Raw genomic sequence first — 13557 nt, forward strand, 5'->3', positions numbered from 1 at the left:
ATGTTTTAAGATATTTTAATTAAAATAATGACTTGAGGTTGGCGTATTGATCGCAGTTAGGATTGCTTCTGAATTCGGTACTAGCGTTAACGAAAATCCTTGCATATCTAAAGCTGTCATATAATCGCCTACTAACCATTGAGCAACCGTTTTATCGTTTTTGTCCATATATTCAGCAACGTATTTTGCCACTATATTAAGCTCTGAAAGCGGCGTGGCGCCCATGCCATTGACCATTACGATCAAATCATCTGATTGTACTTCTTTGAACAATTCATTTAATAAACGTTCTACAATGTTATCTACGGTTTCTATTTTTTCCCTTGATAGACCTTTCTCACCATGTATACCGATGCCTATTTCCATTTCATCCTCTGCTATGTCAAAACCAAATTGACCTGTTGTTGGTACCATGGGCGCTGTAATGGCCATACCAATCGTTTTAATATTTGGTAAAAAATGCTCTATCTTTTCTTTGATATCTGATAATACTACGCCATTCTCTGCTAAGTGTCCCGCATATTTATGAACGAGTACTGTACCCGCAACACCTCTACGTTTTTCTTCGTCGCTTACTGCAATATCATCTTTCACAACCACTGTTTCTACGTGAATGTCTTCCATTTCAGCCATTTCTTGTGCCATTTCAAAATTCATAACGTCACCAGCATAGTTTTTCACTACTAATAATACGCCATCACCATTGTCTACAGCTTTAATCGCACTTAATATTTTATCAGGTGTTGGTGATGTAAAGACTTCGCCACAAACTGCAGCATCCAACATGCCTTGTGCTACGTAACCCGCATGTGCTGGTTCATGGCCACTACCACCTCCAGAAACAATCGCTACACCTTTTTCTTTTTTATGTTTTCTAACAACAACGGTATCTGAAATAATCTCAATTTCTTTATTTGTGATTGAAAGTCCATCTAACATATCATTTAAAAAATGTGTTTTTTCTTTAATCAATTTTTTCATAACGACGACCTCCTCATTTATCTATTTATTCTTAGTATACCCCACTCACAAATATAAACGCTAACATATAAGTGTTGATTCTTCTAATTTTTCCAACATTATGGTTACCTTCTAAAATTGAGCATAAAAAAACGAATACTTGTATCAACTTCAACAAGTATTCGTCTCAATATTTCATCTATTAAACTGATTTTGTTTTGTACATTAAGTATAAGAAATAAGGTGCTCCGATAATTGCAACAACAATTCCTGCTGGAATACCAGATGGCTGTAAGATAACTTGTCCTAAAGTATCTGCCAAGACAAGTAAGAAAGCACCAATTAATATAGAAATTGGTAAGAACAACTGGTGTCTTGGTCCGACAATTGATTTAGCAATATGAGGCCCTAATAATCCTATAAAACCTATTGCACCTGCAACCGATACTGCGGCAGATGAAAGTAAGACTGCGACAAGTAGAAGGATAATACGTTCTCTACCGATTTTCACACCGACACCTTGTGCAATATGCTGATGTGTATTCAATAAGTTTAAGACATTCGCTTTAAATAGTAAAAATGGTATAAGTACAATAATCCATGGTAAGAAGGCAATAACAAATGCCCACTCATCTCCCCAAATATTACCAGCAAGCCATGAAGCAATAAACTCTGATTGATCTTCATCGAATGTAGACATTAATGTTAATGAACCACCGCTTAGTGCTGAGGCCATACCAACACCAACTAGCACCATACTTGCAGGCGTAATACCTTCACCTTTGTTATAACTGAATGAAAATATAATGAGCGCAGTCAGTACGCCACCGATCATACTTATAATAGGGAGGACGTAAACAAAATTGGCTGCATCAACCTGACCTACAACTATAAATAACGCAATAACAAAGCCACTACCTGCATTGATTCCAAGAATACCCGGTTCCGCTAATGGGTTCTTAGTTACACTTTGTATAATAGCCCCACTCATAGCTAATGCTGCGCCTGCTAAAATTGTAATAATCATTCGTGGTAATCTAAACTCCATGAGTATTAAGGTATCTGTATAGGCTCCTTGACCAATTAGCGTCTTGAAAAACGTGCCAACTGACATCTTATACTCACCTGAAGTCATACTCCAAGCACATGCCAACAATACTAAGATAGTTAGAATCACCATTGTGATCCATTGTTTATGTTTTAATCTTGGATCTATCATGAGAAGCGTCCCCCTCTTTTAACTAAGTATAAGAAGTAAGGTACACCAATAAAGGAAATAATTGCACCAACTGGAGCTTCTCCTAACATACGTGCAACTGTATCCGCAACAAGTAGTAACAAGCCACCAACAACTGCCGTAAGTGGAATAACACGAGCATAATCTGTTCCTACTAAATATCTCACTATATGCGGTACCATTAAACCGACAAATGCTATTTGACCAACCATCGCTACGGCTATACCTGCCATAATCATAGATAAAATCAACGTAATTGCGCGCGTGAATGCTACATTTTGACCAAGGCCTTTAGCAAGGGTTTCGCCTAAATTTAATATTGTTAATTGCTTACTCATTGAAATGATAATGACAAGTGCAATTAAAATAAATGGCGCTGCCCACATTAATTGATTCCAAGTCGTACCTGAAACACCACCGGCACTCCAAAACGTTAAACTTTGATTTAATCTAAATAACAATGCGACACCTTGACTTAATGCAGTCAATAGCGCACTGACGGCTGCACCTGCTAATATAATACGCATAGGATTAAACCCATCACTTCTTGACCTACCAATCATGAGCACAATAAAGCCACCCATTAATGCACCTATGAATCCAGCAAACATCATAACGATAAATGGTGCTGTCGGATAGAATGCAAAAGTGAGCGCAAGCATGAATGAAGCACCCGAATTCAGACCAATTAAACTCGGGTCAGCCAAACCATTTTTAGTAACACCTTGAATGACTGCACCTGAAGTACCCAATGCAACACCAACTAAGATTGCACCTATATCTCGTGGTATGCGTATTTCACTTATGATATTATGTTGTTGATTTTTAGGGTTATAGTTAAATATTGCTTCAAAAATAGTCGATAAATGAATTTTAGCATCACCAAATAAGATTGAAGTAATCAAGGCAACAATCAATAGTAGCACTGCTATAATAAATGTCGTTGTAAAATTCAACTTCCCTTTTCTCTTTGTAGTCATAAATTACCCCTAAACCTCAGAATAACTTTTTCTGCATAAATCGTATGTTACTAGCATAGGTTTTCCAGTTCTTGGGTCTGTACTAATCTCTACATCAATATTAAACACTTTTTCTAAAATATCTTTCGTTAATACTTCTTCAGTCTCACCAGTCGCAATAATATCGCCATTTTTCATAGTGATTAAATGATCTGAAAAACGGACAGCCTGGTTTATATCATGTAAAACCATGATAATTGTACAACCCTGTTCTTTATTTAATTGCGTAATCAATTCCAAGATTTCTAATTGGTGAGAAATATCTAGATATGTTGTTGGTTCGTCTAAGAAAATAATATCCGTACGTTGAGCTAAAGCCATAGCTATCCATACACGTTGACGTTGTCCACCACTCAAGTCATTGATAGAACGCAATTTAAAATCATACGTACCAGTTACGCGCATTGCCCAATCAATTTCCTTTTTGTCTTCTGCAGACAGACGACCAAAGCCTTTTTGATGCGGAAAGCGACCGTATGATACAAGCTCACCGACTGTCAATCCATCAGCAACTTCTGGCGATTGAGGTAAAATCGCTATTTTCTTTGCAATTTCTTTCGTAGAATGTGAATGTATGTTTTCACCATCTAACTTAATTTCTCCATTTTTAACCGGTAATAACCGTGATAACGCTTTAAGTAATGTTGATTTCCCACAACCGTTTGGTCCTATAATAGAAGTAATTTTTCCATCTGGTATGTGTACATCTAAATTATTGACGATGACATTATCTCCATAACCTATAGTGACCTGTTCTCCTTTTAAGCGATTCATAATTCCCCTTCTTCCTATAGCAGTAGGCATCATAGCCTGTTTATTCCCTTATAAATTTTATCTATTGACTTATAAATTTTCCATATTTTTTAAATGATAATCATTATCATAGATGTCATTATATCATTTTTTAAACCTATTGACTATCAAATGTTTTTATAGTATTTCTTTACTTTATAATCTGTTTATATCTATATACTTTTTATTTTCAGTTGCTTATAAGTGCGTTTCCAGGGGAGCTTTTTAAGCAAAATAAATAGCCTTTAGTTATGAATTACTTCATAAATTAAAGGCTAAAAGTGAATTGATTTATTTTTAATGTTCGTCGATTAAAAAACCATTACCATATACATCTCGTACATCATGTATCACTAAAAAGGCGTCGCTATCTATTTTTCTAATTAAGCGTTTTGCACGTGTGACCTGTGTCTTAGTTATTACAACATACAAGATATCTTTTTCTTGTTTAGAAAAATAGCCACGTCCATTTAAAATGGTAAGTCCACGTCCTACTTGCTCATCTATTACTTTAGCAATTTCATCTGGCTGGCTTGAAATAATGGTCATTGCTTTTTTCGTATTCAAACCTTCTATTACATAATCCATCACTTTGGTACCAATGTATAGCGAAATCACTGTTACGAGTGCGCTAGAAATTGGAATAACCGATAATGAAATCGCTACGACAATCAAGTCAAAGAATAGCAATGCATACGGTGTACTGACATCTAAATATTTATTGGCAATGCGCGCTAAAATCGTTGTTCCCGCTGTTGTGCCACCGGCAAGTACAATAATCCCGATACCGAGTCCGACACATGTACCGCCAAATACTGCATTCACTAAAATATTACCGGTTTCAATCTTCCAGCTTTCGGTAAACTCTAAGAATATAGAGATAAGTATGGTTGCAACTATCGTTAAGTACATACTTCTCTTGCTTAAAAATTTATAGCCTATCGCAATTAGCAATGCGTTAAAGACAAAGTTTGTGATACCTGGAGAAATGTGAAAGGCATAGTACAGAACAATCGCTATACCAGTTACGCCTCCTTCACCTAAATCAGCAGATATGATAAATGTATTTACGCCAGCTGAAAATATAAATGATCCAAAAACGACTAATATTAAATCACGTACTGTTTTATTCACCCACACGACCCCCTTCGATTTGCTTCAATCAATTGAATGTTAGCAAATAATCGTCAATACCACAACATCTATATTGTCGCAAAAGCCGAATTCATCGGCCTAAATCGCTATGATACTGCCGATACTTTATATCTCAACTTTTTAAAGTTTAAAAATTCTGAAATTTCTGTTTACTTATACATCTCTGTTTGCTATAATAAAATCTATCTTCTTATTGATAGCCAATAAGAAGCCATCTCCTTTGTGTTGTTTATAGTAACAAACAAAACAATTTTTGCTCGAGTATATTTTTAGTACCTAGTCCTTACTAATTATGTACAATTAATTCATTTCCCGTAAAAACCAAGTAATGATGAATGTGTCTCCTCACTTCAATTACTTGGTTTTTTATTGTGTTTTTTGATACCTAGCCTTATCAATACAGTACTTATGTGATAGGACTTCTTCAACAAAACGATGCCACGCTTTTAAACAATAAAAAAAGAGTGTACAGAAACCTAATTTAGAAAAAATTAAGTTCCCTATACACTCCAACATGGGTTCGAGATAAAAAACATATAAGCATTTTAAATCCTGTATATAAGTATACTTCGCATGCTTCACATCAATATGAATTTATTATGCATTTTAAAATGAAATCTCATTCAACTTACCAAGCAAATAATCCAACGAAACCTGCAGTCATTAATGATACTAAAATACCAGCAAGTAATAACATTGGCACATATTGTGAGACAAAATCGGATGTTTTCTTATCCACGATTCCTTTCAAAGTACCTACAATCATACCGATTGTTGAGAAGTTAGCAAATGAGATTAAAAATGTTGTGATTACTGCACGTCTATGTGGTGAATAGGAATCAACGACGTCTTTAATTTGCCCCATCACAACGAACTCATTTGTAACAATTTTTTTAGCCATTTGTTGTGCTACAATCCATGCTTCGCCCCATGGTAAACCTAATAGTAGTGCGAATGGATACATGAACGCACCGAGTATTTGATCTAGACCGAAACTACCTTTAATACCTGCCCAACTTCCCACGATGCCAGTTATTAAGTTAATTAATCGATCAATTAAGTCTGATAAAGCTACAAAACTAATAACAAACGCCACAATTATTAGAATCAATTTACCAGCATTAAGTACAGAGTCACCTAAGAATGAGAAGAACGGTTGGCGTTCCACTTCATCATTTTGAATACTGTAAATAATATCTTCTTTTTCTTCAAGAGTGACTGGATTTAATATTGATGAAACAATAATTGCATTAATAATATTTAATGGAATAGCAGTTAGTACCAAATCACCTGGAACCATAGAGACATATGCACCAACAATGGCGCCAGATATCGAACTCATTGCCATCATTGCAACAGTTAACACACGTGTTTCTTTCATACGCTTCAATTGTTCATTTGAAACAGCTAAAGCTTCTGTATTACCTAAGAACATCATTTCGATACTGAAGAATGACTCGAACTTAGGTTGTCTTGTAACTTTCGCTAATACCCAACCTATACCACCAATGACTTTTGGTAATATATTAAAGTACATTAAAATATCGAATAATGGTACAACTAATAAAATTGGGAATAAAGCACTTACTGCCATGTCCATTGCACCTGGTTTCACCCAACTTGCAAATGCAAAGCCTGTCCCAGCATGTGCAGAATCAATCACCCAAGAAATACCATTCGCTAACGATTGTACTGCTGTTTTCCCCCAAGGAAAGTACATTAAAAACCATGCTAAGAATAAATTTATTAATACTAAAATAGCAATAGATTTCCATTGAATATGCTTTTTGTTTCTAGAAAATAAGACTGCAATCCCTAAAAATACAAACAATCCTATTATGTTTATCACTAAGAACATCACTACACCCACCATTTCTAATTTAAATCATTGTTATCAATGTATGTTTGAAAGTACACCTGTTGCTATGTATTTTGAAAATATAAATAAACAAATTGTCTCCATCCTTAATAACGCATGCATTAATTATTAAGTTTCAACTTTCCATTTATCCTTTTTTCTTCTAATTTTTAGTTTGTTCAATCATCATAATAAATGAGTTATACTTTCATAAGACATTACTTTGAATCTACTTAATAATTATAGCACGCATGTACTTTTTATAAAATAACTATTTTATAGTTCGTTTTATTTCGAAAAATCAGTCATTGACTTCCTAGAATATTCGTATTTAATTATGAAAACGGTTTCATTTGATAAACAAATGAAGCCGTTTCTGTTCTTTTTATTTTGTTAAGTTCTGTGTGTTTACAAATTGTTGATATTTTTCATGATTAGTAATTAGTTCTTGATGTGTACCTCTACCTGTTACTTTCCCAGCATCAATAAAGATAATTTGCTCCGCTTTTTTAATAGTAGAAAGTCTATGTGCGATAACAACCGTCGTACGATTTTCCATTAATTCCTCTAATGCGTCTTGTATTTTCCGTTCGCTCTCACTATCTAAATTAGCAGTAGCTTCATCAAGTAATAAGATATCTGGATTTTTAACAAAACTTCGGGCAATATCGATACGTTGACGTTGGCCACCTGATAGTTTCAATCCACGTTCACCGACGACCGTATCGTAACCATCTTCAAACTTTTCAATAAATTCATGACAATTTGCTAACTTCGCGTAATGAATCAATTCTTCATCAGTGACTTCCCGATTAATACCATATAAAATATTATCCTTAATAGTACCGTTCATCATTGAATTGGATTGCATGACATAGCCTATTTTTTCACGCCATTGACCTAATGCAATATCGTAAATTGAATTACCACCATATGTAATATCGCCATCTTCAATATCGTACATACGCTCTATAATATTAAAGATTGTACTCTTACCTGATCCTGAGGGACCTACAAATGCTGTGACTTTACTTGGAGGTATTTCAAAATTAACATCCGAAAGTATGGGTTTCGTACCATACTTAAAATCAACGTTTTCAAATATTAAGCTGCCATCATTAATTTCTGATGCTTGAGTAACATTTAAAAGTTCTGTTGGTTCTTCCATAATTTCATAGATACGACTACTGGCACCAACTGCCTTTTTATAGTCTGTAACTAAAGTTGATAAATTAATTAATGGGGATGACAGTTGGATTACATAAAATATCATGGCAATTAACGTACCGGCTGTTATTGCCCCTGTCGAAATTCTGATTGCACCAAAACCTAATATAATGGCAATCGTGAGTAGCATAATCACACCTGATATCGGTTGGATGATGGCAGTAATTTTAGCCTGTTTCAATCCTAAAAAGTATATTTCTTTTAAATTTTTATGTGCATTATCCAATTCTAAATCTTCAGTATGAGAAACCTTTACTAAACGCATTTCTGTTAAAACACGTCCTAACAAACCACTGAAATTCGCGATTTCTGACTGAGTTTTTTTAGAAATGTTTTGCATTACTTTACCGAGTGGTATCATAATCAATACAAAAATAGGTATCGTAATAAATGTTAATAACGTCATCTGCCAATCCATGACAAATAACATAATCATAGATCCAATGATCGTTAACACAGAAGGTAAGAGATTGGGTAATTTCTGAGAAATAAATTCATTAATTACTTTCGTATCATCTGTTAAACGACTCATTAATTGCCCACTTTCGTTTTGATCAAAGAATGGCATTTTCAAATGAATGATATGGCACCATAACACAGAACGAATGGCATAAATAATTTTTTCTCCAATTTTGCTTAGTAAATATAAACCAATCCCACTCAATAATGCATTTACTATAAAAATAGAAATGAATCCAGCGACAAACATCCAATTCATATTTTCAAATGAAAATTTGTCCACAAGCTTACCTGTGAAAAATGGTACGAGTAGTCCTGTAATACTACCTAATGAAGAAATCAATACGGCAATAATAATCAGCCCTACCGGCCATGATAATTTTTTGAATAAGTAGAATAATGGATTCTCTTGCTTCATGCTTTTTACCTCTTCATAAAATTTTTATTTCTTTTATACGATAATTGAGCAGATATTTAAAAATTTCATTAAATGAATTACAATTCAACTGATTCTATTTTACACAACTCTTTTCCATTCCACAAATACCCTAAACTAATAGGGTTATATTTTATTATAAGTTTACAATATGCTAAAATATTTCTATTGCACCAAAACTGAATATATTAAGAGGGAATGTCATTATGAGAAAGTTTATACTAACTATTATAACTGTACTCTTCGTTGGTACAATTATAACACCTTTTGCACAAGCTGAAAGCATTACGCCAACTCAGGCTGCTAATCAATATGGCTATAATGTCACAGATTCATATCAACCAGAAGGCGCCATTAATGTTTCGCAAACAGGGCAACTATTATATCAATACAATATCAATAAAACATGGTATCCCGCTTCGATGACTAAATTAATGACCATGTATTTAACACTCGAAGCAGTAAATAAAGGTGATTTGTCTTTAAATGATAAGGTTAAAATCACAGATGAACACTATAGAATGTCTACACTTCCTGAACTAAGTAATACAAAACTTTATCCAGGTGAAACATATACGATCAAAGAGTTATTACAAATTACGGTGTCTAACTCTAGTAATGCTGCTGCGCTTATTTTAGCTAAAGAAGTTTCTGGGAATCTTTCAGACTTTACAGACAAGATGAATTCAAAAGCAAAATCATTAGGCATGAAAGATACGCATTTTGTAAACCCTACTGGTGCTGAAAATAAACAATTAAAAGATTTCGCACCTAAAAAATACAAAAACGAAGACAATAATACGTCAACTGCTAAAGACTTTGGCATTTTATCACAACATGCTGTACAAGATACACCAAAAATTTTAGATTTTACTAAACAACTTGCGCCAACCCAACACGGTGTAACTTATTATACATTTAACCATTCACTTGAAGGTGCCGATATGAGCCTAGAAGGTACTGACGGATTAAAAACAGGTTCAAGTGATATCGCCGATTACAACCATACCATTACAACCAAACGTGATGGTTTCCGAATTAATCAAGTTATCATGGGGGCCGGCGACTATAAAAACCTTGGCGGCGAAAAACAACGTAATATGATAGGTAATGGATTGATGAACATGTCCTTTGATCAATATAAATATACAAAAATATTATCAAAAGGCGAACAAAAAATTAACGGTAAAACGTATTTTGTTGAAAAAGATCTTTACGATGTATTACCAAAAGACTTCGATAAAAACGACTACAAAGTCGTTATTGAAGATGACAAAGCACATATCGACTATGACCGTGAATTTATTTCAGATAAATATGGTCCACCATCAGTTAATGTTAATAAACCACTTGTACATCAAGCAACAACAATTGTAAAATCATCTTGGGATGAACATCCAATCTTAACATTATTAGGTACCATTTTAATCATTGTAGCCATAGCCATTGTTATTTATCTTATTATCGACTTATTCAGAAAAAAATCACGTAATAAAAAATAATATTACCCGATGGGAGTGGGACTACGAAATCTCAATAAAAAATTTGATTTCTGTACCACTTCCATTTTTTTACACATAAAAAGGTTGTTGAAGTCAGTTCACCTCAACAACCTTTTTATGTGTTATTTAATTTTTTCAAAACAAGTTCCATTTATATAGCACATTTTACTTTTCACTATCACCATATAATTCTTTTTTAATTTTAGTTGTAGATATACCCTCTGTACGATTAAGATATATCACTTCACATTTGTCTTTTAAGAAATCAAATTCGCCTTCCCAATCATGGCCCATTACAAAAGTATCCACTTCATAGCGATCAACGTCAATTTCTTTTTGGCCCCAACCACTTTCTGGGATAACAAGGTCAACATAACGTATGGATTCTAACATCATTTTACGTTGTTCAAAGTTATAATAAGATTTTTTATTTTTAATGCGATTAAACTCATCTGTTGATAAAGCAACTATTAAATAGTCACCCATTTCTCTTGCTCTTCTTAACAATTCAATATGACCATAATGTAATAAATCATATGTGCCATAGGTAATTACTCGTTTCATAAACTATACTCCTTAACAAAAAATTTACTTAAATTTTACATTTTAAAAATTATAGCATATTCCATACAAGTTTACGAATATCGACTGTTTTTATCGGTTTAAAATTTGTTTCAATTTCATTCTTCCTCTGAATCGAGCGCGTTTGGGTAAAATTTCCGCTTTAAAGCGATAATAATTCGGTCTACCAATACCAACCTTTAACAATGTATCTCTCCATTGTTGATACAGCGCTTTATTCCACTTTTTACTGCCTTGCTCAATCACTTTTACAATTCTAAACATCGCTGCACCATCGTAATCTGTTTTCTGCATTTCCATCATGTATGCAATAACTAAATCTAATAATTGTTGTGTTATTATGTCATGCTTTTCAATATATGATTGCAATAAATAACTGACAATCAACTCATCCATGCGGTAGCTATAATAAATTCTTGATTCTCTAAGTAATAACGTATCCATAACACGCGCTCTTACTTTAACTGCATCTTGCATATACGAAGCAAATTGATCTGCACGTTGATCTGTTACGGACCCTTCTTGCTCGTTATAACCATACACAATATCAGGTAATAGTTGAATATCATGTGCTTTTTTATATGCATTAATAATAAACGTATGTTCTTCACAGAACACCACATCTTCATCGAAGCGTAAGTCTGCAAATTTGGCGTTAAACATTTTAGCGCCCGGACCGATAGATTGCATCATATCTGGACATTGTGCGAGATTGACTTTATCAAGTTTTTGAATAGCTTGATGTGAATAAATCGTTTGCCAATCGCCATCTTTTTCACGACCAATTTGACCAATTACAATATCCACATTGTCATCTTGCTGATAATAATCTGCCATAAAATCAATTCTGCTTGGCAAAAATTCATCATCTGCATCTAAAAACATAAATACATCACCTGTCATATTAGCAAGCCCAACATTTCTACTAGCTGCCGCACCTTGATTCTCTTGATTAATAATAATGACATGCTTGTATTCATTTTGAAGTTTTTCGAGTTCTATTTTACTATCATCTGTTGAGCCATCATTTATACATATAATTTCATAATTTTGTTTCGTATCAACAGATGCAATTGCTCTACGAATTGTATTCACTGCATTAAATACAGGAATGATAATTGAAATTTTCATATTTTCACCATTTTCTCTATCTCATTAATAACTTTAGTCAAACTGTCTTTGGCATTATACTCGTGCCAATCATTAAATAAAGGGGTTAATTGTACATCATGATCTTTTAGCTTTTCTATTAATTCTGTTTCTGTATAGGCTTTATATGCTTCAGGAATAGCTTTATAAAATGTATTTAATCCTCGCTCTTCCTCATACTGTGCTTCATCATAGACATAAAATAATGATGGCTTATCTAAAATACTAGCTTCAATCGCTAATGAGCTATAATCACTTATGATCACATCCGCTAAAATCATCATTGATTGTAAATTAATCGCTGTTTGGTCTTCTGTTGCGATAGAAGGATGTAACTTGCTAAGTAGCGTATACTCTGGTAATGCTGCTTCAAATTGGCTTTTATCAATTTGACGATTGGCTTGCTTATGTTCACGATAAGTGGGGACGTATATTGCTACCTTTCCTTCTATACCATATTGTTTTTTCAATTCATTCTGCCTTTTTACTACATCGAGTCTTGTATAAGGAACCAACCTTGGTAGTCCAGTTCTTAAAAATTGGTCGTCTGTCGCTTCAAAAGATGCTTTGAAACACTCAACCATTGGCTCACCGCCTACCAAATACTTATCTGTCGCATTATAGACTTTTCTATACTGACTCACCATTTTAGCATTGGATAAATCCACTTGATGATCCGTTAATCCAAATTGTTTCAATGCACCTGCTGCATGCCATGTTTGAATAATGGTTTGATTCGGTTTTTTCTTTAATCCTCCAAGCATTAAATAATACGTATCAATAACGATGACTTTTGCAGAACTAAGTGCTTTGATATGTTTAAATACACGCTTATTACCCGCTGGTAAAAAGTTTATTGTTTCAAATTGTTGTAAATATTTACGATTTGCTTCATTTCCAATCACAGTGATTGCGTACCCTTTTGGGTATAATGCTTCAACGATTGGACACACGTCTTCAGCAAATGTCATCATGATAACAATATGCTTACTTTGTACTTTCTTCTTTTTATATATTAAATTCAAAAAGCGAATTATACCCATATATAATTTTTTAATAAGTTGTCTCACTACGTTCACCGCCAATTATTTTTTCAATGCGCTTGTTTATATTATATCTATCATAAATAGAAAATTATAGAAAAATCCTTTTTATCCATTTGAAATACTCAATTTTATTGA

General features: G+C 33.7%; 11 protein-coding genes. 1 reads left to right on the top strand and 10 read right to left on the bottom strand.

Features of this window, described 5'->3' with window-relative positions; all coding sequences use genetic code 11:
- Positions 1–15: 15 nt before the first annotated feature.
- The 7 genes from dhaK to L987_RS02675 form a co-directional block, all read right to left on the bottom strand.
- Complete coding sequence (gene dhaK / locus L987_RS02645) at positions 16–981, bottom strand: dihydroxyacetone kinase subunit DhaK (protein WP_047502802.1); 966 nt, start codon at positions 979–981, stop codon at positions 16–18.
- 181 nt (positions 982–1162) lie between these two features.
- A complete protein-coding gene (locus L987_RS02650) occupies positions 1163–2179 on the bottom strand; it encodes a FecCD family ABC transporter permease (RefSeq protein ID WP_011303717.1) in 1017 nt (338 codons plus the stop codon).
- Positions 2176–3177, bottom strand: coding sequence for a FecCD family ABC transporter permease (locus tag L987_RS02655; protein WP_047502805.1), 1002 nt, complete (start codon positions 3175–3177; stop codon positions 2176–2178). Before L987_RS02655 ends, L987_RS02650 begins: the two co-directional genes overlap by 4 nt.
- A 9-nt stretch (positions 3178–3186) precedes the next feature.
- Positions 3187–3990, bottom strand: coding sequence for an ABC transporter ATP-binding protein (locus L987_RS02660; RefSeq protein ID WP_002484014.1), 804 nt, complete (start codon positions 3988–3990; stop codon positions 3187–3189).
- A gap of 315 nt (positions 3991–4305) precedes the next feature.
- Positions 4306–5142, bottom strand: coding sequence for a YitT family protein (locus tag L987_RS02665; RefSeq protein ID WP_047502808.1), 837 nt, complete (start codon positions 5140–5142; stop codon positions 4306–4308).
- Between the two features lie 649 nt (positions 5143–5791).
- Positions 5792–7021, bottom strand: a complete 1230-nt coding sequence (locus L987_RS02670; protein ID WP_011303719.1) for a NupC/NupG family nucleoside CNT transporter — start codon at positions 7019–7021, stop codon at positions 5792–5794.
- A gap of 385 nt (positions 7022–7406) precedes the next feature.
- Positions 7407–9125, bottom strand: coding sequence for an ABC transporter ATP-binding protein (locus L987_RS02675; protein ID WP_047502810.1), 1719 nt, complete (start codon positions 9123–9125; stop codon positions 7407–7409).
- Between the two features lie 224 nt (positions 9126–9349).
- Here L987_RS02675 and pbp4 point away from each other — a divergent pair, with 224 nt between their 5' ends.
- Positions 9350–10645 (top strand): penicillin-binding protein PBP4, encoded by a 1296-nt coding sequence (pbp4, locus tag L987_RS02680; protein ID WP_011303721.1) that lies wholly within the window; start codon positions 9350–9352, stop codon positions 10643–10645.
- A gap of 165 nt (positions 10646–10810) precedes the next feature.
- Here the strand turns inward: pbp4 and tagD are convergent, their stop codons facing one another.
- From tagD to tarB, 3 genes are all read right to left on the bottom strand, one after another.
- Positions 10811–11209, bottom strand: coding sequence for a glycerol-3-phosphate cytidylyltransferase (tagD, locus tag L987_RS02685; protein ID WP_002484019.1), 399 nt, complete (start codon positions 11207–11209; stop codon positions 10811–10813).
- A 90-nt stretch (positions 11210–11299) separates the two neighbouring features.
- Positions 11300–12358 (bottom strand): glycosyltransferase family 2 protein, encoded by a 1059-nt coding sequence (locus L987_RS02690; protein ID WP_047502812.1) that lies wholly within the window; start codon positions 12356–12358, stop codon positions 11300–11302.
- Complete coding sequence (gene tarB, locus L987_RS02695) at positions 12355–13446, bottom strand: teichoic acid glycerol-phosphate primase TarB (RefSeq protein ID WP_047502814.1); 1092 nt, start codon at positions 13444–13446, stop codon at positions 12355–12357. Before tarB ends, L987_RS02690 begins: the two co-directional genes overlap by 4 nt.
- Between the last annotated feature and the right edge of the window lie 111 nt (positions 13447–13557).

The organism is Staphylococcus sp. ZWU0021 (assembly GCF_000798895.1).
GTDB classification, from domain to species: Bacteria; Bacillota; Bacilli; order Staphylococcales; family Staphylococcaceae; genus Staphylococcus; species Staphylococcus saprophyticus.